Below are 21,463 nucleotides of genomic sequence, written 5' to 3' on the forward strand. Positions count from 1 at the left end.
GCGTTACGGCACGACGCGTTACGGCACGACGCGCGGAGCGTACAGGTCCGCGGGGCCGGCCTGGGGCGGCACCACGGATCCCCCGAACGGGTACTCCCGCAGCTTGCGCCACACCCCGTCGGCACCCTGCTCGTACAGCGCGAAGCCGGTGCACGGCCACTCCGCGTCGAAGCCTGCCAGTTCCTCGAAGGCCCGGTCCATCGCCGCGTCGTCGATGCCGTGGGCGACGGTGACGTGCGGGTGGTACGGGAACTGCAGCTCGCGCGCCATCGGCCCGGAGGCGTCCCGGACCCGCTGCTGCAGCCAGGAGCAGGCCTCGGCGCCCTGGACCACGCGGACGTAGACCACCGGCGACAGGGGCCGGAACGTGCCGGTGCCGGAGAGCCGCATCGGGAACGGCCGGCCGGCCGCGGCGACCTCGCCGAGGTGCGCGTCGACGGCCGGCAGGTCGGCCTCGGCCACCTCGGTCGGCGGCAACAGCGTGACGTGCGTGGGAATACCGTGAGCCGCGGCGTCGCCGAAGCCCGCGCGCCGCTCCTGGAGCAGGCTGCCGTGAGGCTCCGGGACCGCGATCGACACGCCGATCGTTACGGTCCCCACGTCTTCTCCTGTCGTCACGTCTGTCGTCTTCTCGGCCGTCTCGTCCCGGCCGTCGGCTATCGACTGTACGGCCCCGGATGTCCTGTCGGCAGGCGCAGCGGAAGTGATGTGCAGCGCTCTGCCCGCCCGGGGCCGCGTGCGGTGGTGCGCCTCAGTGCTTGGCCGGCAGGAAACCCACGCGGTCGTACGCCTGGGAGAGCGTCTCCGCGGCGACGGCGCGCGCCTTCTCCGCGCCCTTGGCCAGGATCGAGTCGAGCGTCTCGGGGTCGTCCAGGTACTGCTGGGTGCGCTCGCGGAACGGGGTCACGAACTCGACCATCACCTCGGCGAGGTCCGTCTTGAGGGCGCCGTACATCTTGCCCTCGTAGTCCCGCTCCAGCTCGGCGACCGACGTGCCGGTGAGGGTGGAGTAGATGGTGAGGAGGTTCGAGACGCCCGGCTTGTTCTCGGCGTCGAAGCGGATCACGGTGTCGGTGTCGGTGACCGCGCTCTTGACCTTCTTGGCCGTGGCCTTCGGGTCGTCGAGCAGGTTGATGAGGCCCTTCGGTGTGGAGGCCGACTTGCTCATCTTGACCGTCGGGTCCTGGAGGTCGTAGATCTTCGCCGTCTCCTTGAGGATGTACGGCGCCGGGACGGTGAAGGTCTGGCCGAACCGGCCGTTGAAGCGCTCGGCGAGGTCGCGGGTCAGCTCGATGTGCTGGCGCTGGTCCTCACCGACGGGCACCTGGTTGGCCTGGTACAGCAGGATGTCGGCGACCTGGAGGACCGGGTACGTGAACAGGCCGACGGATGCGCGGTCGGCGCCCTGCTTGGCGGACTTGTCCTTGAACTGGGTCATGCGGCTGGCCTCGCCGAAGCCGGTGAGGCAGTTCATGACCCAGGCGAGCTGGGCGTGCTCGGGGACGTGGCTCTGCACGAAGAGGGTGCAGCGGTCCGGGTCCAGGCCGGCGGCCAGCAGCTGGGCGGCGGCCAGCCGGGTGTTGGCCCGCAGTTCCTCCGGGTCCTGCGGGACCGTGATCGCGTGCAGGTCGACGACCATGTAGAAGGCGTCGTGGGACTCCTGCAGGGCCACCCACTGGCGGACGGCGCCGAGGTAGTTGCCCAGGTGGAACGAGCCTGCCGTGGGCTGGATACCGGAGAGCACGCGAGGTCGGTCTGAAGCCATACCCCTCATTGTCGCAGAGTGACGGGTGGGTTCGGTGCGTGGGGAACGGCGGGCACGTTGTTGCCGAGCGCGCCCACGCGGCGGAGCCGCATCATCGGATACGGCCCCGCCGCCCCTGACGGGGTGCTTCAGCCCAGGTCGACTTCCGGGTACAGCGGGAAGCCCGCCACCAGGTCCGTGGCCCGCTGGGCGATCTCCTGCGCGACCTTCTCGTCCAGGACGTGGGCCGCCTTGGACGGTGCGCCGGACTTCGTGGTGCCCGGCTCGGTGGTGGTGAGGACGCGGTCGATCAGGCCCGCCACCTCGTCCATCTCGGCCGTTCCCAGGCCACGCGTGGTCAGGGCGGGGGTGCCGACGCGGATGCCGGAGGTGTACCAGGCGCCGTTCGGGTCGGCGGGAATGGCGTTGCGGTTGGTGACGATGCCGGAGTCCAGCAGGGCCGTCTCGGCCTGCCGGCCGGTGAGGCCGTAGGAGGTGGCGACGTCGATCAGGTTGAGGTGGTTGTCGGTGCCGCCGGTGACGAGGGTGGCGCCGCGGCGCATCAGGCCCTCGGCCAGCGCCCGGGAGTTGTCGACGATGCGCTGGGCGTAGTCCTGGAAGGCCGGCTGCCGGGCCTCGGCGAGGGCGACGGCCTTGGCGGCCATGACGTGCGGGAGCGGGCCGCCGAGGACCATGGGGCAGCCACGGTCGACCTGGTCCTTGAGGGAGTCGTCGCACAGGACCATGCCGCCGCGGGGGCCGCGCAGGGACTTGTGGGTGGTGGTGGTGACGATCTGGGCGTGCGGGACCGGGTCGAAGTCGCCGGTGAGGACCTTGCCCGCGACCAGGCCGGCGAAGTGCGCCATGTCGACCATGAGGGTCGCGCCGACCTCGTCGGCGATCTCGCGCATGATCCGGAAGTTCACCAGACGGGGGTACGCGGAGTAGCCGGCGACGATGATCAGCGGCTTGAACTCGCGGGCCTGGGCGCGCAGGGCCTCGTAGTCGATGAGGCCGGTGGCCGGGTCGGTGCCGTAGGAGCGCTGGTCGAACATCTTGCCGGAGATGTTCGGGCGGAAGCCGTGGGTGAGGTGGCCGCCGGCGTCCAGGGACATGCCGAGCATGCGCTGGTTGCCGAAGGCCTGGCGCAGCTCGGCCCAGTCGGCCTCGGACAGGTCGTTGACCTGGCGGGCGCCGGTCTTCTCCAGGAACGGGGCCTCGACGCGGTCGGCGAGCACGGCCCAGAAGGCGACGAGGTTGGCGTCGATGCCGGAGTGCGGCTGGACGTAGGCGTGCCGGGCGCCGAAGAGCGCCTTGGCGTGCTCGGCGGCCAGGGACTCCACCGTGTCGACGTTGCGGCAGCCGGCGTAGAAGCGGCGGCCGATGGTGCCCTCGGCGTACTTGTCGCTGAACCAGTTGCCCATGGCGAGCAGGGTGGCCGGGGAGGCGTAGTTCTCGGAGGCGATCAGCTTGAGCATCTCGCGCTGATCGGCGACCTCCTGGCCGATGGCGTCGGCGACGCCCGGCTCGACGGCACGGATGACGTCGAGGGCGGCGCGGAAGGCCGTGGACTCGGTGGAGAGGGGGGCGGAACTCTCGGGCATCGGGGACCTCCGGACGGTGTGCGTACAGCGTTCACGTTCGGCCCAGGCGCACGGCACTCTTTCCGGCTCGGGCCGCTCCCTGATGGTCCGTCCCATCCCTAGCGCGCCAGTCACGGCCCGCTCGTCAGCCTACCGGGCGCGCCGGACGGGGAAGATCCCGCGTCCACCATGCGAGCGAGGATAGGAAAGGGATCACCGTCGTGTCCGGGAGAGTCACCGTCGTATCCGGGAGAGGCCGTGACCACTGCTGAAGACCTCATCGCCATCGCCGACGCGCACTGCGCGCCCACCTACGATCCGCTGCCGGTCGTGATCGCCGCGGGTGAGGGGGCGTGGCTGACGGATGTGGACGGGCGGCGGTACCTGGATCTGCTGGCCGGCTACTCGGCGCTGAACTTCGGGCACACCCACCCCCGGCTGGTCGCGGCGGCCAGGGCCCAGCTGGAGCGGGTGACGCTGACCTCCCGCGCCTTCCACCACGACCGGTTCGCGGCCTTCTGCGCCGAGCTGGCGGACCTGTGCGGGATGGAGATGGTGCTGCCGATGAACACGGGCGCGGAGGCGGTGGAGAGCGCGGTCAAGACGGCCCGGAAGTGGGGGTACCGGGTGAAGGGCGTGCCCGGGGAGATGGCGAAGGTCGTGGTCGCGGGCGGCAACTTCCACGGCCGTACGACGACGGTGATCAGCTTCTCGACGGATCCCGAGGCGCGGGCGGACTTCGGGCCGTACACCCCGGGGTTCGAGATCGTGCCGTACGGCGACCTGACCGCGATGCGGGCGGCGCTGACGGAGAACACCGTGGCCGTGCTGCTGGAGCCGATCCAGGGCGAGTCCGGGGTGATCGTGCCGCCCGCCGGCTATCTGCCGGGGGTGCGGGAGCTGACGCGCGAGCGGAACGTGCTGTTCGTCGCCGACGAGGTGCAGTCGGGGCTCGGCCGGACCGGGCGGACCTTCGCGTGCGAGCACGAGGGGGTGGTGCCGGACATGTACGTGCTGGGGAAGGCGCTGGGCGGCGGGATCGTGCCGGTGTCGGCGGTGGTGTCGAGCGCGGCGGTGCTCGGGGTGTTCCGGCCGGGCGAGCACGGGTCGACGTTCGGCGGCAACCCGCTGGCCTGCGCGGTGGCGCTGGAGGTGATCGCGATGCTGCGGACCGGCGAGTACCAGGCGCGGGCTGCCGAGCTGGGCGAGCGGCTGCACCGGCTGCTGGGCGAGCTGCGCGGCACGGGCCGGGTGACGGCGGTGCGGGGGCGCGGGCTGTGGGCCGGCGTGGACGTGGCGCGGCCGGCCGGCACCGGGCGGGAGGTCTCCGAGAAGCTGCTGGCCCGTGGGGTCCTGGTCAAGGACACCCACGGGTCGACCATCCGGCTCGCACCCCCGCTGGTGATCGGCGAGGAGGAGCTGGAGTGGGGGGTGGAACAGCTGTGCGAGGTGCTGTCCGGGGCGTGATCAGCGCAGCGGGATGTCGGTGCCGTGCAGAGCGGCGGGCCGGGGGCCGAAGATGCGCCGGTCGGCTTCGCCGATGGGCACGTCGTTGATGCTCGCCTCGCGGCGGCGCATCAGGCCCTGCTCGTCGAACTCCCACAGTTCGTTGCCGTAGGAGCGCCACCACTGGCCGTCGGCGTCGTGGCACTCGTACTGGAAGCGGACGGCGATGCGGTTGCCGTGGAAGTCCCAGAGGCTCTTGCGCAGGGCGTAGTCCTGTTCGCGCTGCCATTTCTCGGTCAGGAAGGCGACGATCTCCTCCCGGCCGGTGACGAAGCGGTCGCGGTTGCGCCAGACGGAGTCCGGTGTGTAGGCGAGGGCCACCCGGTGGGGGTCGCGCGTGTTCCAGGCGTCCTCGGCCGCCTGGACTTTCTGACGGGCGGTTTCCTCGGTGAACGGCGGGCAGGGCGGGCGTCCTTCGGGCACGGCGGTCTCCTCAGGTCATCGAGAACGTACGTTCTCCATCAATGGGGCTAAGGTAGAGAACGCACGTTCTCAGCGTCAAGGAGACCCGCATGCCGGCCCCGATCACCGAGGAACGAAACCGCCTGGACCGCGAAGCGCTCCTGGACGCGGCGGAGGCGCTCTTCTACGCGCACGGCATCCAGGCGGTCGGGATGGACCGGGTCCGCGAGGCGTCGGGTCTGCCCCTGAAGCGGATCTACCGGCTCTTCGCGACCAAGGAGGACCTCGTGGTCGCCGTGCTCCGGCGCCGCGACCGGCGCTGGCGCGGCCACCTGGCCGACCGCGTGGAGAGCGTGCAGGACCCGCGTGAACGGGTGCTCGCGGTCTTCGACTGGCTCGGCGAGTGGTTCGCTCAGCCCGGCTTCCGCGGTTGCGCCTGGATCAACGCCCACGGCGAGCTGGGCTCGTCCTCCGAGCCGGTCCTGGCCGAGGTCCGGTCCCACAAGCAGGCCTTCCACGACCAGCTCGCGGCATGGGTACGGGCCACCGGGGCCCCGTTGGCCGAACCGGTGTTCCTGCTGGCCGAGGGAGCCATCGTCACCGCGGGCATCACCGGGGATCCGGCCGCTGCGGCGCAGGCACGGGTGGCGGTGGAAAGGCTGCTGGGCGGCTAGGGACTCTCACCACACGAGACCACCGTCCGGACGCGGCCGGTTGCGCACCCGGCCCTGGCGGAGCGGGCTCGGAACGTGCGCTGCGTGGAGCGCTGCACGGCGACGCGGGCCGCTCGAGAGCCCCGCGGGATGCTTCGGCCGGCCCCTCAGAGGATCACATGCGGCAGAAAGCGGGCGTACTCGTCCGTGATCAGGCCCGTGGACTCGCGGATCCCGAGGCCGGCGGACTCGTCGCGGACGACCCAGGCACCGAGGACGACGTGGTTGCCGTCGAAGGCGGGGAGCGGGGCCAGTTGCTGGTAGCAGCAGGGCTCGTCGCGCAGGACGGCCGGTGCGCCCGGCCGGTGCACGGTGACGCCCTCGCCCTCCCGGCCGAGCAGGGGCTTGGCGACGTAGCCGGTCGACCCGGCCAGTTCGCGGGGGCCGTCCAGGTAGGCCGGGAGGAGGTTGGGGTGGCCCGGGTACAGCTCCCAGAGGACGGGCAGCAGGGCCTTGTTGCTCAGCAGCATCTTCCACGCGGGCTCGATCCACAGGGTGCTGCCGGTGCCGCCGCCGTTGTCCAGGGTGTCCAGGACGTGCCCGCCGAAGGCGTCGGTGGTGAGCCACTCCCAGGGGTAGAGCTTGAAGATGCTGCGGATGAAACGCAGCTGGTTGTCGACGAAGCGGCCGGAGAGGCTGTCCCAGCCGATCTCCTCCATGGCGAGCCAGCCGGTGGTGAGGCCGGCCTGCTCGGCGGTCTCCTTCAGGTAGGCGACCGTCATCAGGTCCTCGCCGAGTTCGTCGGCCGCGGAGTGCGCGAAGTGCAGCGGGCTGCCCGGTGGCAGCAGGGCGGCCTGCGAGCGCCAGGCGTCGACCAGGCGCTCGTGCAGGGAGTTCCACTGGTCGGCGCCGGGGAAGCGCTCCTCCATCCAGAACCACTGCGGGGAGGCGGCCTCGACCAGGGAGGTGGGCGTGTCGGCGTTGTACTCCAGGAGCTTCGCCGGTCCCGTGCCGTCGTAGCGGAGGTCGAACCTGCCGTACAGGGACGGCAGTTCCGCCCGGCGGTGCCAGGCCTCGGTGACCGCCGCGGCCACCCGCGGGTCGGTGATGCCGAGGTCGGCGAGCCGGTCCTCGGCCACGATGTACCCGGCCGCCGCGAGACACATGGCGTGCAGTTCCTCGACGGTCTCCTCCAGCGCCTCGACCTCGTCCAGGGAGAAGACGTAGTAGGCGCTCTCGTCCCAGTAGGGGCGCAGCGACCCGTCGGGCTGGCGGGTGAGCGGGTAGATGAGCCCCTGCTCCTCGACGGTCTGCTGCCAGCCGGGGCGTGGGGTGATCGTACGGCGTTCCACGGTCGGGTTCCGTTCAGCCGCCGGAGCTGCCGTGACCGCCGCCGAAGCCGCCGCGGTGCACTCCGCCGCCGCTGTGGTGGTCGTCATCGTCGTCGTACGAGGAGCCGCTGCCCGAGCCGCCGCCGGACTTGGTGAAGGAACCGCCGTCGACCCAGCCGTCCCTCTCCTTGCCGTCGTAGTACCAGGCGGCGTCGACCCGCCGCTTGGCGCCCTTCTTGGCGGGCTTCTTCCTGCCGGTCGTGTCCGTGGCCGCGCCGCCGGTCTTGCAGCTCTTGTCGGAGACGACCTTGTAGCCCCGGTCCAGGTCGTAGCTGTCACGGTCGACGCAGCGCTTGTCCGGTTCGGACGAGCAGGCGGTGAGCGCGGCGGCCAGCAGGCCCATACCGCCGAGGACGACCGCGCCGGAGCGGAGCTGCCTTCGTGTCTGCGCCATGGTGGTGTCTCCCCCGTCAGATGTCGTGTCCGGCGGTCAGCCTAGAGACCGCTGCGAGCGGCCCTGCACCGGCCCCCGCGATCTCCCGCCCCCTAGAGTCACTTCGTGCTGTTTGGAATGGTGTGCGCTCTCGGCGCGGCGGTCTGCTTCGGTACGGCGACGGTGCTTCAGGCGGTGGCCGCACAGGCGGCGGGCGCCGAAGGGGGAGGCGGAGGGGACGCGGCACTGCTGCTGCGGGCGCTGCGCCAGTGGCGCTACCTCGCCGGTCTCGCCCTGGACGGGCTGGGTTTCCTGCTGCAGATCGCGGCCCTGCGGTCCGTGCCGATCTACGCGGTGGGCGCGGCGCTGGCGGCGAGCCTCGCGGTGACCGCGGTGGTGGCGGCGCGGCTGCTGCACGTCCGGCTGAGCGGTCTCGAGTGGTCCGCCGTCGGGGTGGTGTGCGCGGGGCTGGCCATGCTGGGGCTCGCCTCGGGCACGGAGGGCGAGCGGAGCGGGCCGGACTGGCTGAAGTACGCGATGGTGGCGGCGGCCGTCGGCGTGCTGCTGCTCGGCGCGGTCGGCGGGCGACTGTCCGGACGGCCCCGGGCGCTGCTGCTGGGGCTCGGCGCGGGGTTCGGGTTCGGGGTGGTGGAGGTGGCGGTACGGCTGATCGACTCGCTTCGCCCTGCCGGTCTGCTGGCCAATCCGGCGGCGTACGCCCTGCTGCTCGGCGGTGGTGCCGCGTTCCTGCTGCTCACCTCGGCCCTGCAGCGGGGCTCGGTGACCACGGCGACGGCCGGCCTGGTGATCGGCGAGACGATCGGCCCGGCCGTGGTGGGCGTGGTCTGGCTCGGCGACCGCACCCGGGAGGGGCTGGCCTGGCCGGCGGTGCTGGGGTTCGCGGTGGCGGTGGCGGGTGCGCTTGCGCTGGCGCGGTTCGGGGAGGCGCCGGTGGCGGAAGAAGCCTGAGGCCGCACCTGGCTGGGTCAGGGGTCGCTCCGTACATGGTCCCAGTTCCGGAGTGCACAGGTGTCCCACGAGAAGCGGCGTGATGGTGCCTGCCCGACGTGGAGGGCGGTGTCGGCGCGGTCACCGCACCGGCAAGCCCGCCCCCGCCGGGCGGCCGAACGGCTCGGAGACGCGATCAAGGGTGTCACCGCAGCACGTTCGGCCTCCGGCCTCCGTGCCATCAGTCCCAGGCCGGGTCGCCCGAGCCCGCCGCCAGCATCCGGACGCACTCCTCCAGCGCCGCGTGCAACGGCCGTACGAAGGCGGCGAGTTCGACGTCCGACGCCTCACCCGCCTCCAGTACGGCCCCGATGACCGCCACCAGGACGGCGGCGGTCTCCAGGGCGCGCGCGTCGGCCAGCGCCTCCAGGAGACCGCCGGGGCGTACGACCGCGAACGCCTCCTTGCCGGTGGCAGGGTCCACACCGAGGCTGCGGGGACGGCCGCTCATACGGCGGCCTCCCAGGGGGCGTAGTAGTGCCGCTCCCGTTCGTCCCGCTCGCGTTCCCAGGCGACGACGTAGGGCCGGACCAGCGGCATGCCGTCGGCACAGATGACGTCCACCGAATACGACGCCCGGATCCGACGGGCGGGGGCGGGCCGGGGTACGGAAGCCGACGGGCAGGCGATGAGTGGGGGTGGCGGGTGCGCTTCGCAAGAACGCCGGAAGAGGCTCAGGATCGCGGCCAGTAGGCTGCGCATAGGTCGACTCCTGTTCAGTCGGCTGAGGCCCCGATGAGGAAGTTGCCGCTTCCCGTCGGGGCCGTTCAGTGCACTGAATCAACATAGCGCAGATAACCGTGGATAACCACGGATGCGTAGAAAGCCATGGTCACCCACGCTGAGCCTCATGGAGCTTGACCGCACGCGCCCGCTCTGGCGTCAGATCGCGGCGGAGATCATCCGGCGCATCCAGGACGGCACGTACCCGCCGGGAAGCCGTGTGCCGTCCACGCTCGAAATCGCCCAGGAATTCGACGTGGTGAACGCGACGGCCGCGAAGGCCATGCGTCATGTACGGGAAGAGGGCTGGACGCGGGGCGAAGTCGGACTGGGGACCTTCGTGGTCGACACGCTGCCGCCCTCCCCCGCCTGACCGGAGCCGCTCTCACGGCAGCACCCGGCACAGTGCCTCCAGCGCTCCCGCCCATGCGCTGTCCGGCGGTGTGCCGTAGCCGACGACCAGGGCGTCCAGTGGCTCGGCGACGGCCTGCGGGTGCCGGTGGAAGGCCAGGCCGTGCAGGGCCAGGCCCTGCCAGGACGCGGCCTGGATCACCGACTGCTCGGTGCCTGGCGGCAGTCGCAGCATCGCATGCAGCCCGGCGGCGATCCCGGTGACCCGGACGCCGGGCGCGCGTTCGGCGACGGCGGCGGCGAGGGCGTCACGGCGGCGCCGGTAGCGCAGCCGGGCGGAGCGCACGTGGCGGTCGTAGGCGCCGGAGGTGAGGAACTCGGCCAGGGTCAGCTGGTCCAGCACCCCGCAGGTGTCGCTGCTGCCCTTCGCCGCGGCCGCCTCCTCCACCAGGAACGGCGGCAGCACCATCCAGCCCAGCCGCAGTCCGGGGGCCAGGGACTTGCTGGCGGTGCCGAGGTAGATCACGCGGTCGGGGTCCAGGCCCTGCAGGGCGCCGATCGGCTGGCGGTCGTAGCGGAACTCGCCGTCGTAGTCGTCCTCCAGGACCAGCCCGCCGGTGCGCCGCGCCCACTCCACGACGGCGGCGCGCCGGTCGCGGTGCAGGGGTGTGCCCATCGGGAACTGGTGGGCGGGCGTGAGCAGGACCGCGCCCTCGTTCCGCAACACCCCCGGGTCGGTGCCCAGTTCGTCGTACGGCAGCGCGGGTGTCGTGAGCCCGGCGTCACGCAGCAGCCGCCAGTGGACGTCCAGCCCGTACGACTCCACCGCCACCGTCCGCGCCCCGCGGGCCCGCAGCACCGGGCCGAGGACGCGCAGGGCGTGCGAGAAGCCCGCGGTGATCAGGATCGTGCCGGGGTCGGTGCGGACGCCGCGGGCGCGGGCGAGGTAGCCGGCGAGGGCGGCGCGGAGTTCGGGGCGGCCGCGCGGGTCGCCGTAGCCGAGGGCGTCGAAGGGGGCGGTGGCCAGGGCGCGGCGGGCGGCCTTGAGCCATTCGGTGCGCGGGAACGCGGCGAGGTCGGGGGTGCCGGGGATCAGGTCGTAGGCGGGACGGCCGGATTCGCGGCGCCGGGGTGCCGTGCTCCCGGGCGGGGTGACGGCCCGGTCGGCGACCCGGGTGCCGGAACCCTGGCGGGCGGTGAGCCAGCCCTCGGCGACCAGGTCGGCGTAGGCCTCGGCGACGGTGTTGCGGGCGATGCCGAGGTCGGCGGCGAGGGAGCGGGAGGAGGGCAGCCGGGTGCCGGGGGCGAGCCGGCCGGTGCGCACCGCGTCCCGCAGCGCGTCGGTCAGACCGCGGCGCAGGCCGCCCGCGCCGGCCGGTTCGAGGTGCAGGTCGACGCCCAAAGTGGCCCAGGATTCTGCCATGGAAATGGACCATACTCCTGGGCTGCCCCGCTCCTAGGGTCGAGTGCATGAGTACTGCACAGGACACCGCACAGGAAACCGTCGAGTACGCCCCCGAGCAGCCGTCGCGACTGCGCTGGGCCGAGCACGCGCCCGAGGTCTACAAGGCGATGATCCGTCTGGACGCCGCCGCCAGGCGGGGGCTGGACCCCAAGCTGTACGAGCTGGTGAAGATCCGCGCCTCGCAGATCAACCACTGCGCGTTCTGCCTCGACATGCACACCAAGGACGCCCTCGCGGCCGGCGAGAGCGTGGAGCGGATCGTGCAGCTCAGCGCGTGGGAGGAGTCGCGGCACTTCTACACCGCGAAGGAGCTGGCGGCGTTCGAGCTGACCGAGGCGATCACCGTGCTCACCGAGGGCTTCGTGCCGGACGAGGTGTACGAGAAGGCGGCCAAGCTGTTCGATGAGGCCGAACTGACCCATCTGATCGCCGCGATCACGGTGATCAACGCGTGGAACCGGTTCGGCGTGACCGCACGGATGACCCCGGGCCACTACCGGCCGGGGCAGCACAAGTGAGCGGCACACGACTGCCGTACCGAAACGGCTGGAACCTCCTGATGGCCGGCCGTCGCGTCCCACCAGGAGGTCTGCGGCCATGAGCAAGGTGGACGAGTTCCGCGCGCTGCACCGGGGACGCGTCCAGGGCGACCCGCTGGTCCTGCCCGGCCCCTGGGACGCGGCCGGTGCGCGGGCGTTCGTGGCGGCCGGATTCCCGGCGCTCGCCACACCGAGTGCGGGGGTGGCCGCCTCGCTCGGGTACGAGGACGGGGCCACCCCGGCCGACGAGATGTTCGCGGCGGTCGCCCGGATCACGCGGGCGGTGGACGTGCCGGTGTCGGCGGACGTCGAGGGCGGCTACGGGCTCGCGCCCGGGGAACTGGTCGAGCGGCTGCTGGAGGCGGGCGCCGTCGGCTGCAACCTGGAGGACTCCGAGGGCGGTGTCCTCAAGGACCCGCACGCGCAGGCCGAGTTCCTCGCCGAGGTACGGGCGGCTGCCGCCGACGGGCTGTTCGTCAACGCCCGCGTCGATGTCTTCGTCCACGGCGACGGAGATCCCGAACGGGTCATCGAGCGGGCCGCGTTGTACCGGGCGGCCGGAGCCGACTGCGTGTACCCGATCCTCGCCCCCACGGCCGTGCTGCCGCTGCTGCGGGCCGGGATCGAGGGCCCGCTGAACGCCCTGGCGCTGCTGGACGGGGACGGCCCCTCGCCCGCCGCGCTCGGCGAACTCGGGGCCACCCGGGTCACGTTCGGGCCGGGGCTCCAGCGGCGGGCCACGGCCGCGCTGCGGGAGTTCGCAGCCGGCCTGCTGCCGTGAGGCCGGTCAGGACAGCCACTTCTTCCACACGTCGGGGTGGCTGTCCGCCCACTTCTTCGCCGCTTCCTGCGGGCTCAGCTTCTGCTCGGCGATCATCAGGGAGACCTCGTTCTGGTCCTCCGTCGTCCACCTGAACTTCTTCAGGAAGGCCGCCGCCTTGCCGCCGGACTTCGCGAAGTCGGCGTTGAGGTACTTCTGCAGCGGGGTGTGCGGGTAGGCGCAGGCGACCTTCGCCGTGTCCGCGTCACAGCCGTCCTTGTACGGCGGCAGCTTCACCTCGGTCATGGGGACCTTCTTGAACAGCCACTGCGGCGAGTACCAGTACGTCAGGAACGGCTTCTTCTCCTTGGCGAACTGCTTGATCTGGGTGATCTGCGCCGCCTCGGAACCGGCGAAGACGACCTGGTAGTCCAGCTTCAGGTTCTTCACCAGGGCCTTGTCGTTGGTGACGTAGGACGGGGAGCCGTCCATCAGCTGGCCCTTGCCGCCGCTCTCCGGGGTGCGGAAGAGCGAGGCGTACTTGTTCAGGTTCTTCCAGTCCGTGATGTCCGGGTGCTGCTTGACCAGGTACGTCGGCACGAACCAGCCGATGTGGCCGGTCACCCCGAGGTCGCCGGCGCGGGCGATCGTCTTCTTGTCGTCGACGTACCGCTTCTCCTGGTCCGGGTGGCCCCAGTCCTCCAGGAGGGCGTCGACCCGGCCCTGGCTGAGCGCGTCCCAGGCGGGCACCTCGTCGACCTGGACGGTGTCGACGCGGTAGCCGAGCTTGTGCTCCAGGATGTACTGGGCGACGGCCACGTTGGACTGCGCGCCCACCCAGGACTGCACGGACAGGGTGACCGTCCTCGAGCCCTGGGCGTTCGCGAACGGGCTGGCCTGCTTGGTCATGTCGGCGGCGCCGCAGCCGGTCAGCAGGGCGAGCGCGGATGCACCGGCGGCCACCGTGAGGGTCGTCGTACGGATGCGCATGTCACGCTCCCTTCTTCGCGTGGCGTTCGGCCGGCTGGGTCACCCGGTCCAGCATCAGGCCCAGGCAGACGATCGCGGCACCGGCGACCAGGCCGGTCGCCAGGTCGCCCTGGGCCAGGCCGAAGGCGACGTCGTAGCCGAGGGCACCGCCGCCGACCAGGCCGCCGATGATGACGACGGCCAGGACGAGGACCACGCCCTGGTTGAGGGCGAGCAGCAGTGAGCGCCGGGCCAGCGGGAGCTGGACCTGCCACAGCTGCTGGCGGCCGGTCGCGCCGAGCGAGCGCGCGGACTCCAGCGCGGCCTGGTCGACCTGGCGCAGGCCCTGCGTGGTGATCCGGACCACGGCCGGGAGGGCGTAGACGACGGCCGCGGCGACCGCGGGGGCACGGCCGACGCCGAACAGGGCGACGACCGGGATCAGGTACACGAACTGCGGCATGGTCTGGAAGACGTCCAGGACCGGGCGCAGCGCGCGTTCGACACGGTCGCTGCGGGCCGCGGCGATGCCGGTGGCGAAGCCCAGCACGAGGGTGACGGCGACGGCCGCGAGCACCTGGGAGAGGGTGTCGAGCGCCGGCTCCCAGACGCCGAGCACGCCGATCGCTGCCATGGCGAGCACGGCGGTGAGCGCGGTCCGCCAGGTGCCGATCAGCCAGGCCAGCGCGGCGACGGTGAACAGCACCGACCACCAGGGCAGCCACTGCAGGCCGTCGCGTACGGGGTCAAGGACCCAGGTGGTGAAGTGGCCCGCCCAGTCGGCGGTGCCGCCGACGACGGGAACGCCGGAGTACAGGTGGGCCGTCATCCAGTCGACGGCGCGGTTGACCGGCTCGGCGATGTGCAGCGTCCAGCCGGAGGGCCAGTCGAGCGCGCCGAGGAGACGGGTGGCGAGCGCGACGGCCACGGTCACGGCCAGGGCGTACGGCCAGCCGATGGTGCGCGCGTGCGTGGTTCCGTCGCCGGCGGCTGCGGTGACCCGGTCCAGGACCACCGCGAGCAGCACGATCGGGATGCCGGCCGCGAGGGCCGCGCCGACGTCGACCGAGGCGAGGGCCTGGTAGACGCGGTCACCGAGGCCGCCGGCGCCGATGAGCGACGCGATGACGGCCATGGACAGCGCCATCATGATCGTCTGGTTGAGGCCGAGCAGCAGTTCCTTACGGGCCAGCGGGATACGGGCGGTCAGCAGCCGCTGCCGCGAGGTGGCGCCGAGGGACTCCACGGCCTCCAGGACTTCGGGGTCGGCACCGCGCAGGCCGAGGGCGGTGAGGCGGGCCATCGGCGGGGCGGCGTAGACGACGGTGGCGAGGACGGCCGCGGGGACGCCGATGCCGAAGACCAGGACGACGGGGAGGAGGTAGGAGAAGGCCGGGAGTACCTGCATGGTGTCCAGGACCGGGCGCAGGGCGCGGTCGAGCCGGTCGGAGAGGCCGGCGGCGAGACCGAGGAGCGCGCCGACGGCCACGGAGGCGAGTACGGCGACCACCATCAGGGCGAGGGTCTGCATGGTCGGGACCCACATGCCGAGGGCTCCGCAGGTCAGGAACGCGACGGCCGTACCGGCGGCCAGGCGGGGGCCGGCCACGCGCCAGGCGAGCAGGGCGCCGAGGGCCGTGACGCCCGTCCAGCCCGCGGCGAGCAGGGTGAGGTAGACGGCTCGCACGGAGATGACGACGGCGTTGCTGATGTAGCCGAAGAAGTACAGGAACAGCGGGTGGCTGTCCCGGTTGTCGATCACCCAGTCACTGGCCGACGCGAGGGGCTTGTCCAGGCTGACGGTCAGGTCGTGGGGCCAGGCTCCGTTGCCCCAGCGGGTGAGGAACGGGGCCAGTACGGCGGCGAAGAGCGCGAGCAGGAGGAGTTTGGCCGCGGCCCGGCTCCTGAGGACGCGGGGTTTTTCCGTGCGGGAGGTGGGGACGGTGAGCGTTGCCATCAGACGGCCTCCGGGCTGGTGCGGGGGCCCTCCGGGCTGGTGCGCGGAGCGGGTGGGGTCGTTCGCCGGCGCTTGCCGGTCGCGGCCTGCTTCGAGGCCGCCACCGCCTCGGCGGCACGGTCACCCGCAGCCGCGGTGGGGGCGGCGTCCGCGGCGTCGTCGGCCAGGCCGGCCGCGGATGCGTGGGCAGTGGCGGCCGCGGGTGCGTGGGCAGCGCCGGCCGCGGGCGCCTGGGCAGTGGCGGCCGCGGGCGCCTGGGCAGTGGCGGCCGCGGGTGCGTGGGCAGTGGCGGCCGCGGGTGTGTCGGTGCCTGTGCCCGCGATCACGTTCAGCAGGCGCTCGTGGTCGATCACGCCGAGGCAACGGCCGTCCTCCACCACGCAGGCAGGGGCGCCGAGACCGGCCACCGTCTTGACCGCCTCGGCCACCACGGCGTCCGGGGCCAGCGCGCCGGGATGCTCCTGACCGCCGCAGTCGCCCGGCTTCATCGCCGTGCGTACCGTCATCACCTGCTCGCGCGGGACCTCGCGCACGAACTCGCGCACGTAGTCGTCGGCGGGGGCGCCGACGATCTCCTCGGGGGTGCCCAGCTGGACCACGCGGCCGTCGCGCATCAGGGCGATGCGGTCGCCGAGCTTGAGCGCCTCGCTCAGGTCGTGCGTGATGAAGACCATCGTGCGGCCCTCCTCGCGGTGCAGGCGGACCACCTCGTCCTGCATGTCGCGGCGGATGAGGGGGTCAAGGGCGCTGAACGGTTCGTCGAAGAGGAGGACCTCGGGGTCCACGGCCAGGGCACGGGCCAGGCCGACCCGCTGGCGCTGGCCGCCGGAGAGCTGTTCGGGCCGGCGCTTCTCCATGCCTTCCAGGCCGACCTTGGCGACGAACTCGGCGGCGCGTTCGCGGCGTTCGGACTTGCCGACGCCCTGGATCTCCAGGCCGTAGGCGACGTTGTCGAGGACCGTGCGGTGCGGGAGCAGACCGAAGTGCTGGAAGACCATCGCGGCGCGGTGCCGGCGCAGTTCGCGCAGGCGGGAACCGTCCATCGCGCGGACGTCCTCGCCGTCGATGGAGATCGTGCCCGCCGTCGGCTCGATCAGCCGGGTCAGGCAGCGGACGAGGGTGGACTTGCCGGAGCCGGACAGGCCCATCACGACGAAGACCTCGCCCTTGCGGACGTCGAAGGAGACGTCCCGGACGGCGGCCGTGCAGCCGGTGCGGGCGCGCAGCCCGGCCGGGTCGAGCGCGCTGAGTTCCGGGTCGGCCGGGATGCGCTCGGGCTTGGGGCCGAAGACCTTCCACAGGCCGGACACCGAGAAGACGGACTCGGTCGTGGTGGGGGGCTTGCGGGTGGGGACGGGGAGAGTCATCGAAGGTCACCTCCGATAAGGTCGACGGCCTTCTCCCCGACCATGAGGACCCCGATCATCGGGTTCACGGCGGTCATGGTCGGGAAGACGGACGCGTCGGCGATGCGGATGCCGTCGAGACCGCGGATCTTCAGCTCCGGGTCGACCACGGCGAGTTCGTCGTCGGCGGCGCCCATCTTGCAGGTGCCGGCCGGGTGGTAGACGGTGTGCGCGACCTTGCGGGCGTACTCGCTCAGCTCGGCGTCACCGAGTACCTCGGGTCCGGGGCACACCTCGCGCTTGAGCCAGCCGGCCAGCGGCTCGGACTTCGCGATCTCGCGGGCGATGCGGATGCCGTCGACCAGGGTCCGGGCGTCGTAGTCGTCCTCGTCGGTGAAGTACCGGAAGTCCAGCGCGGGCTTCACGGACGGGTCGGCGCTGGTGAGGTAGAGGCGGCCGCGCGACTTCGGCTTGGGGATGTTGGGGGTCATCGAGACGCCGTACTGCGGGCGTTCGTAGCCGAGCCGCTCCGGGTTGTCCGTGAACGGGATCTGGTAGAAGTGGAACATCAGGTCCGGGCCCGCGTGGCCGGGGTCGCGGCGCACGAACAGGCCGGCGTCGGAGTCCATGGCGGAGTTCTCCGGGATCGGGCCGTTCGTCTCCCAGACGATGACCGACTCGGGGTGGTCGAGCAGGTTCTCGCCGACGCCCGGCAGGTCGTGGACGACGGGGATGCCGAGTTCCTCGAGGTCCTCGCGGGGGCCGATGCCCGAGTGCAGCAGCAGCCGCGGGGAGTCGACGGCGCCGGCGCACAGGACGACCTCGTTGCGGGCCCGTATCAGCAGTTCCTCGCCGCCCTTGGTGCGCACGTGGACGCCCTCGGCGCGGGTGCCGTCCAGCTCCAGCCGGTACGCCCAGGTCTCCAGCAGGATGTGGAGGTTGGGGCGCTCGTCCATGACCGGGTGCAGGTAGGCCACGGAGGCGGAGGAGCGCTTGTTGTTCTCGGGGTGGTAGGCGAGGTCGAAGAAGCCGACGCCTTCGGTGAACGGCTTGCGGTTGAAGCCCTCGACCCGGGGTACCCCGAGTGCCGACTGGGCGGCGTCGACGAAGTCGCGGGCGATGGCGTTCCGGTCCTTCTCGTCGACGGAGACGATGTTGTTCTTCAGACGGGCGAAGTAGGCCTCCATGGGGACGGCGCCCCAGCCCTTGGCGCCGGCCTCCTCCCACTCGTCCCAGTCGGAGGGCAGGGGCTTGAAGGAGATGAGGGTGTTGTGGGAGGAGCAGCCGCCGAGGACGCGGGCGCGGCTGTGCCGGATGTGGGAGTTGCCGCGGGGCTGCTCCACCGTGGGGTAGTCGTAGTCGAGTTCGCCGCCGAGGAGGCCCATCCAGCGGCGCAGGGTGAGGACGTCGTCGCGGTCGACGTCGCTCGGGCCGCCCTCGATGACGGCGACGGTGACGTCGGGGTTCTCGGTGAGGCGGGAGGCGATGACGGAGCCGGCCGTGCCTCCGCCGATCACGACGTAGTCGTAGAGGTGGGGGGTGGTCTCGGACATGGGGGTACTACTCCAGGGGTGTGGGAAGACGCGGGGCTCAGCCGGCGAACCAGCGGACCGGGCGCGGCGCGAGGTTCTGGTAGACGTGCTTGGTCTCGCGGTACTCGGCGAGCCCGGCGGGGCCCAGCTCGCGGCCGGTGCCGCTGCGGCCGAAGCCGCCCCACTCCGCCTGCGGGAGGTAGGGGTGGAAGTCGTTGATCCAGACGGTGCCGTGGCGCAGGCGGGCCGCGACCCTGCGGGCCCGTGCGGTGTCCGCGCTCCAGACGGCGCCCGCGAGCCCGTACTCGGTGTCGTTGGCGAGGAACACCGCCTCGTCCTCGGTGCGGAAGGTCTCGACGGTGAGGACCGGTCCGAAGACCTCCTCTCGGACGACCTTCATCTCGCGGTGGCAGGCGTCGAGGACGGTCGGCTCGTAGAAGTAACCCGTCTCCGGTCGGGCCGGCGACGGTGCGGGGCGCTTGCCGCCGCAGCGCAGCACCGCGCCCTCCTCCAGCGCGGAGGCGACGTACGCCTCGACCTTGGCGCGCTGCTGCTCGGAGACGAGCGGGCCGCACTCGACACCGTCCTCGGTGCCGCGGCCGAGGCGGATCAGGCTTGCGCGGCGGGCGAGTTCGGCGACGAAGCGCTCGCTGACGGACTCCTCCACGATGAGCCGGCCGCCCGCGGAGCAGACCTGGCCACTGTGGATGAAGGCCGCGTTGAGGGCCTGGTCGACGGCGGTGTCGAAGCCCTCCTCGGTGGCGCAGGCGTCGGCGAAGACGACGTTGGGGTTCTTGCCGCCGAGTTCGAGGGCGACCTTCTTCACGGTGGGTGCGGCGGCCTGGGCGACCTTGGTGCCGCTGGCCAGGCCGCCGGTGAAGGAGACCAGGTCGACGTCGGAGTGCTCGGCGAGCCGGGCGCCGACGGTGTGGCCGGGCCCGGTGACGAGGTTGGCGACACCGGCGGGCAGTCCGGCCTCCGCCAGCAGCTCGAGCAGCGCGACGGTGGTCATCGGGGTGATCTCGCTGGGCTTGATCACGAAGGTGTTGCCGGCGGCGAGCGCGGGGGCGATCTTCCAGCTGGCCTGGAGCAGCGGGTAGTTCCAGGGGGTGATCAGCGCGCAGACGCCGACCGGCTCGTGCACGACCACGCTGTGGATGTCGGGCGAGCCCGCGTCGACCACCCGGCCCGGGGCCTCGGCGGCGACCAGGTCGGCGAAGTAGCGGAAGGCGTCGGCGACGCAGTCGATGTCGACGCGGCCCTCCTCGGCGGTCTTGCCCGCGTCCCGGCTCTCCAGCAGGCCGAGCGTCTCACGGTCGCGTACGAGGAGGTCGGCGACGCGGCGCAGCAGGGCGGCGCGGCCGGCGGCCGGGGTGCGCGGCCAGGGGCCGTGGTCGAAGGCGTGCCGGGCGGCGGCCACCGCACGGTCGGCGTCCCTCTCGTCACCCTCCGCGACCACGGCGAAGGGGCGGGCGTCCGCGGGGTCGAGGATCTCCCGGGTCGCACCGGAGACCGATTCCAGCCACTCGCCGCCGGCGTGGATGGTCGCCCGCGTATGTCGTTCCGTTCTGTCCGCCATGATCGGTGTTGCCTTCCGTTCCTGTTCCATGCCCCTGTGTCACAAGCAGGTCACGCTCGGGGACCGCGGACGCCTGCCCCGAGCCCCTGCGTCGCATGCGCAATCGATGGCCGAAAGTGCGCCGCGTCACTGAAAATGCGGCCGAAAACGGACAAAACTACGCTGTAAGGGGGTGCTTGGGGCGATCACGGAGGTGCGGGACGGCCGGAAGGTCGCTGATCTGTACGGCGGCGAGCGCGGCGCTGCTGCTCTCGTCGGCCCTGTCCACGGCGGCCACGCGGACGACGGCGATGATCCGGACGCCCAGGCACTCGCCCGTGAGGCCCAGCAGAATGCTCAGGACGCCGACTCGCTCCGCCTGGGCTGACGGACCGGACCACGGTCGACGACGTGGCCGTGATCCCGGTACGGGGTGAGGTGGACGGCGTCGCCACCACCGTGTACATCACGGCGGACGCCCCGCACCTGGCGGTCGAGTCCGTCGAGAAGGGCGACGGAACGGACCAGACGTCGCACTCTCGGACTACGACGAGCCCGTACCGTCCGCCACCCCCGGCCCCGACGAGTCGGTGGACATCTCGGATCTGGACCGGGAACAGCAGAACCGGTGATCCGGCCTAGCCGCCGGCCGGCCCCTGGAGCATCAGTTCCCGCACGCAGTCGCGCAGCCAGGCGTGGGCCGGGTCGGCGTCGTGTCGCGGATGCCAGGCGAACCCCACCCGCACCGCGGGGAGCCGGAGCGGGATCTCGAAGGCGACCAGGCCGAGCGTCTCGGCCAGCGCCCGGCTCCACTGGCTGATCAGTCCGACCAGGTCGGTCTCGCGCAGCACGAAGAGCGAGGCGGGATAGGTTCCGACGCTGCCCACCACCCGGCGTTCCAGACCGAGTGCGGCGAGGGCGTCGTCGATCGGCCCCCGCAGCCTGCCGCGCCGCGAGACGATGAGGTGACCCGCCTCCCCGGCGAACCGCTCGGCCGTCAACTCCCCTGCGAGAAGCGGATGTCCGGCCCGGACGACGCCCAGCATGCGGTCCTCGTACACCGTCTCCAGGTGCACCTCGGGCGAGGTCGTGTCGATCACACCGACCTCCAGATCGGCGGTGCCCTGGCGCAGGAACGGGGCGTCCACATGGCTCTCGGACAGGAAGCGCAGCCGGATGCCGGGCGCCTCGCAGGCGGCGCGGGCGAAGAGCGCCGCGGCGTGTGTGGCGGCCATCGCGTCGTGGCCGAGGACCGTGAAGGTGCGGGTGACCGTGCGCAGGTCGGTGTCCCGGCCCGGCGCGAACAGGGCGCGGGCCCGCTCCACCACCGCACCGACCTCGGCGCGCACGGCCAGGGCGTGCGGGGTCGGCACCATCCGGCGCCCGGCCCGCACCAGCACCGGATCGCCGAGCGCCTTGCGGATGCGGCCGAGGGTGCGGCTCATGGCCGGCTCGGACAGATGCAGCCGCTGGGCGGCGCCCTGCACGCTCTGCTCCTCCAGCAGCACGTCCAGGGCGACCAGGAGATTGAGATCCAGGCCGCTGGATTGCGTCATGTGCAGGTATCCCTTGCAAAGGTTGCACTGGAGTCAAGGTACCGGTC

At 72.2% G+C, this 21,463-nt stretch carries 21 protein-coding genes, 1 pseudogene and 1 riboswitch; of the genes and pseudogenes, 7 read left to right on the forward strand and 15 right to left on the reverse strand.

The window, feature by feature from the left end:
• Nucleotides 1–18 precede the first annotated feature (18 nt).
• From ACZ4SF_RS07620 to ACZ4SF_RS07630, 3 genes are all read right to left on the reverse strand, one after another.
• Complete coding sequence (locus ACZ4SF_RS07620; protein ID WP_468379613.1) at nucleotides 19–600, reverse strand: 2'-5' RNA ligase family protein; 582 nt, start codon at nucleotides 598–600, stop codon at nucleotides 19–21.
• A 151-nt stretch (nucleotides 601–751) separates the two neighbouring features.
• Nucleotides 752–1,765: a tryptophan--tRNA ligase gene (gene trpS, locus ACZ4SF_RS07625; protein ID WP_468379616.1), complete on the reverse strand. Its 1,014-nt coding sequence runs from the start codon at nucleotides 1,763–1,765 to the stop codon at nucleotides 752–754.
• 128 nt (nucleotides 1,766–1,893) lie between these two features.
• On the reverse strand, nucleotides 1,894–3,348 hold the full coding sequence (locus ACZ4SF_RS07630) for a glycine hydroxymethyltransferase (protein ID WP_468379618.1): 1,455 nt from the start codon (nucleotides 3,346–3,348) through the stop codon (nucleotides 1,894–1,896).
• Between the two features lie 33 nt (nucleotides 3,349–3,381).
• A riboswitch (ZMP/ZTP riboswitch) is annotated at nucleotides 3,382–3,472 on the reverse strand.
• A 113-nt stretch (nucleotides 3,473–3,585) separates the two neighbouring features.
• Between ACZ4SF_RS07630 and rocD the strand changes: the two genes are divergently transcribed.
• On the forward strand, nucleotides 3,586–4,794 hold the full coding sequence (gene rocD, locus ACZ4SF_RS07635; protein ID WP_468379621.1) for an ornithine--oxo-acid transaminase: 1,209 nt from the start codon (nucleotides 3,586–3,588) through the stop codon (nucleotides 4,792–4,794).
• Here rocD and ACZ4SF_RS07640 read toward each other — a convergent pair whose 3' ends face one another.
• Entirely contained in the window at nucleotides 4,795–5,256 is a 462-nt protein-coding gene (locus tag ACZ4SF_RS07640) for a nuclear transport factor 2 family protein (RefSeq protein WP_468379624.1), read from the reverse strand.
• An 89-nt stretch (nucleotides 5,257–5,345) separates the two neighbouring features.
• Here ACZ4SF_RS07640 and ACZ4SF_RS07645 point away from each other — a divergent pair, with 89 nt between their 5' ends.
• A complete protein-coding gene (locus ACZ4SF_RS07645) occupies nucleotides 5,346–5,909 on the forward strand; it encodes a TetR/AcrR family transcriptional regulator (protein ID WP_468379626.1) in 564 nt (187 codons plus the stop codon).
• 146 nt (nucleotides 5,910–6,055) lie between these two features.
• Here ACZ4SF_RS07645 and ACZ4SF_RS07650 read toward each other — a convergent pair whose 3' ends face one another.
• Complete coding sequence (locus tag ACZ4SF_RS07650) at nucleotides 6,056–7,240, reverse strand: glutathionylspermidine synthase family protein (RefSeq protein ID WP_468379629.1); 1,185 nt, start codon at nucleotides 7,238–7,240, stop codon at nucleotides 6,056–6,058.
• Nucleotides 7,241–7,253: 13 nt separating this feature from the next.
• A complete protein-coding gene (locus tag ACZ4SF_RS07655) occupies nucleotides 7,254–7,673 on the reverse strand; it encodes a hypothetical protein (RefSeq protein WP_468379632.1) in 420 nt (139 codons plus the stop codon).
• A gap of 117 nt (nucleotides 7,674–7,790) precedes the next feature.
• Here ACZ4SF_RS07655 and ACZ4SF_RS07660 point away from each other — a divergent pair, with 117 nt between their 5' ends.
• Nucleotides 7,791–8,621: a DMT family transporter gene (locus tag ACZ4SF_RS07660; protein WP_468380430.1), complete on the forward strand. Its 831-nt coding sequence runs from the start codon at nucleotides 7,791–7,793 to the stop codon at nucleotides 8,619–8,621.
• Between the two features lie 220 nt (nucleotides 8,622–8,841).
• On the opposite strand, the gene ACZ4SF_RS07665 is transcribed toward ACZ4SF_RS07660, so the two are convergent.
• Both ACZ4SF_RS07665 and ACZ4SF_RS07670 read right to left on the reverse strand, forming a co-directional pair.
• Complete coding sequence (locus ACZ4SF_RS07665) at nucleotides 8,842–9,111, reverse strand: hypothetical protein (protein ID WP_468379635.1); 270 nt, start codon at nucleotides 9,109–9,111, stop codon at nucleotides 8,842–8,844.
• Nucleotides 9,108–9,362 (reverse strand): hypothetical protein, encoded by a 255-nt coding sequence (locus ACZ4SF_RS07670; RefSeq protein WP_468379638.1) that lies wholly within the window; start codon nucleotides 9,360–9,362, stop codon nucleotides 9,108–9,110. Before ACZ4SF_RS07670 ends, ACZ4SF_RS07665 begins: the two co-directional genes overlap by 4 nt.
• A gap of 148 nt (nucleotides 9,363–9,510) precedes the next feature.
• Here ACZ4SF_RS07670 and ACZ4SF_RS07675 point away from each other — a divergent pair, with 148 nt between their 5' ends.
• On the forward strand, nucleotides 9,511–9,756 hold the full coding sequence (locus tag ACZ4SF_RS07675; protein ID WP_468379641.1) for a GntR family transcriptional regulator: 246 nt from the start codon (nucleotides 9,511–9,513) through the stop codon (nucleotides 9,754–9,756).
• 12 nt (nucleotides 9,757–9,768) lie between these two features.
• Here the strand turns inward: ACZ4SF_RS07675 and pdxR are convergent, their stop codons facing one another.
• The gene (pdxR, locus tag ACZ4SF_RS07680) at nucleotides 9,769–11,157 is read right to left on the reverse strand and encodes a MocR-like pyridoxine biosynthesis transcription factor PdxR (protein ID WP_468379644.1); all 1,389 of its coding nucleotides are present in this window, start codon (nucleotides 11,155–11,157) and stop codon (nucleotides 9,769–9,771) included.
• 47 nt (nucleotides 11,158–11,204) lie between these two features.
• Between pdxR and ACZ4SF_RS07685 the strand changes: the two genes are divergently transcribed.
• Both ACZ4SF_RS07685 and ACZ4SF_RS07690 read left to right on the forward strand, forming a co-directional pair.
• Nucleotides 11,205–11,717 (forward strand): carboxymuconolactone decarboxylase family protein, encoded by a 513-nt coding sequence (locus ACZ4SF_RS07685; protein ID WP_468379647.1) that lies wholly within the window; start codon nucleotides 11,205–11,207, stop codon nucleotides 11,715–11,717.
• 79 nt (nucleotides 11,718–11,796) lie between these two features.
• Nucleotides 11,797–12,519, forward strand: coding sequence for an isocitrate lyase/PEP mutase family protein (locus ACZ4SF_RS07690; RefSeq protein WP_468379650.1), 723 nt, complete (start codon nucleotides 11,797–11,799; stop codon nucleotides 12,517–12,519).
• Between the two features lie 6 nt (nucleotides 12,520–12,525).
• Here ACZ4SF_RS07690 and ACZ4SF_RS07695 read toward each other — a convergent pair whose 3' ends face one another.
• From ACZ4SF_RS07695 to ACZ4SF_RS07715, 5 genes and pseudogenes are all read right to left on the reverse strand, one after another.
• Nucleotides 12,526–13,488, reverse strand: coding sequence for an ABC transporter substrate-binding protein (locus ACZ4SF_RS07695; protein WP_468379653.1), 963 nt, complete (start codon nucleotides 13,486–13,488; stop codon nucleotides 12,526–12,528).
• A 1-nt stretch (nucleotide 13,489) separates the two neighbouring features.
• A complete protein-coding gene (locus tag ACZ4SF_RS07700) occupies nucleotides 13,490–15,424 on the reverse strand; it encodes an ABC transporter permease (protein ID WP_468379655.1) in 1,935 nt (644 codons plus the stop codon).
• Between the two features lie 286 nt (nucleotides 15,425–15,710).
• A pseudogene (locus ACZ4SF_RS07705) lies at nucleotides 15,711–16,791 on the reverse strand (quaternary amine ABC transporter ATP-binding protein); the annotation flags it as partial.
• Nucleotides 16,788–18,323, reverse strand: a complete 1,536-nt coding sequence (locus tag ACZ4SF_RS07710; RefSeq protein WP_468380433.1) for a GMC family oxidoreductase — start codon at nucleotides 18,321–18,323, stop codon at nucleotides 16,788–16,790. The pseudogene ACZ4SF_RS07705 and the gene ACZ4SF_RS07710, both read right to left, overlap by 4 nt.
• 37 nt (nucleotides 18,324–18,360) lie before the next feature.
• A complete protein-coding gene (locus tag ACZ4SF_RS07715) occupies nucleotides 18,361–19,881 on the reverse strand; it encodes an aldehyde dehydrogenase family protein (protein WP_468379657.1) in 1,521 nt (506 codons plus the stop codon).
• A gap of 172 nt (nucleotides 19,882–20,053) precedes the next feature.
• Here ACZ4SF_RS07715 and ACZ4SF_RS07720 point away from each other — a divergent pair, with 172 nt between their 5' ends.
• The gene (locus ACZ4SF_RS07720; protein ID WP_468379660.1) at nucleotides 20,054–20,248 is read left to right on the forward strand and encodes a hypothetical protein; all 195 of its coding nucleotides are present in this window, start codon (nucleotides 20,054–20,056) and stop codon (nucleotides 20,246–20,248) included.
• Between the two features lie 250 nt (nucleotides 20,249–20,498).
• Here ACZ4SF_RS07720 and ACZ4SF_RS07725 read toward each other — a convergent pair whose 3' ends face one another.
• Nucleotides 20,499–21,416, reverse strand: a complete 918-nt coding sequence (locus ACZ4SF_RS07725; RefSeq protein ID WP_468379663.1) for a LysR family transcriptional regulator — start codon at nucleotides 21,414–21,416, stop codon at nucleotides 20,499–20,501.
• Nucleotides 21,417–21,463 lie beyond the last annotated feature (47 nt).

It is taken from the genome of Streptomyces sp. NPDC027663 (assembly GCF_055566415.1).

Bases quoted from the DNA above. Each gene is read 5' to 3' on its own strand.
- trpS (WP_468379616.1), bottom strand. From the start codon at position 1,765: ATGGCTTCAGACCGACCTCGCGTGCTCTCCGGTATCCAGCCCACGGCA.
- ACZ4SF_RS07630 (WP_468379618.1), bottom strand. From the start codon at position 3,348: ATGCCCGAGAGTTCCGCCCCCCTCTCCACCGAGTCCACGGCCTTCCGC.
- ACZ4SF_RS07645 (WP_468379626.1), top strand. From the start codon at position 5,346: ATGCCGGCCCCGATCACCGAGGAACGAAACCGCCTGGACCGCGAAGCG.
- ACZ4SF_RS07655 (WP_468379632.1), bottom strand. From the start codon at position 7,673: ATGGCGCAGACACGAAGGCAGCTCCGCTCCGGCGCGGTCGTCCTCGGC.
- ACZ4SF_RS07660 (WP_468380430.1), top strand. From the start codon at position 7,791: ATGGTGTGCGCTCTCGGCGCGGCGGTCTGCTTCGGTACGGCGACGGTG.
- ACZ4SF_RS07665 (WP_468379635.1), bottom strand. From the start codon at position 9,111: ATGAGCGGCCGTCCCCGCAGCCTCGGTGTGGACCCTGCCACCGGCAAG.
- ACZ4SF_RS07670 (WP_468379638.1), bottom strand. From the start codon at position 9,362: ATGCGCAGCCTACTGGCCGCGATCCTGAGCCTCTTCCGGCGTTCTTGC.
- ACZ4SF_RS07675 (WP_468379641.1), top strand. From the start codon at position 9,511: ATGGAGCTTGACCGCACGCGCCCGCTCTGGCGTCAGATCGCGGCGGAG.
- pdxR (WP_468379644.1), bottom strand. From the start codon at position 11,157: ATGGCAGAATCCTGGGCCACTTTGGGCGTCGACCTGCACCTCGAACCG.
- ACZ4SF_RS07685 (WP_468379647.1), top strand. From the start codon at position 11,205: ATGAGTACTGCACAGGACACCGCACAGGAAACCGTCGAGTACGCCCCC.
- ACZ4SF_RS07690 (WP_468379650.1), top strand. From the start codon at position 11,797: ATGAGCAAGGTGGACGAGTTCCGCGCGCTGCACCGGGGACGCGTCCAG.
- ACZ4SF_RS07695 (WP_468379653.1), bottom strand. From the start codon at position 13,488: ATGCGCATCCGTACGACGACCCTCACGGTGGCCGCCGGTGCATCCGCG.
- ACZ4SF_RS07700 (WP_468379655.1), bottom strand. From the start codon at position 15,424: ATGGCAACGCTCACCGTCCCCACCTCCCGCACGGAAAAACCCCGCGTC.
- ACZ4SF_RS07710 (WP_468380433.1), bottom strand. From the start codon at position 18,323: ATGTCCGAGACCACCCCCCACCTCTACGACTACGTCGTGATCGGCGGA.
- ACZ4SF_RS07715 (WP_468379657.1), bottom strand. From the start codon at position 19,881: ATGGCGGACAGAACGGAACGACATACGCGGGCGACCATCCACGCCGGC.
- ACZ4SF_RS07725 (WP_468379663.1), bottom strand. From the start codon at position 21,416: ATGACGCAATCCAGCGGCCTGGATCTCAATCTCCTGGTCGCCCTGGAC.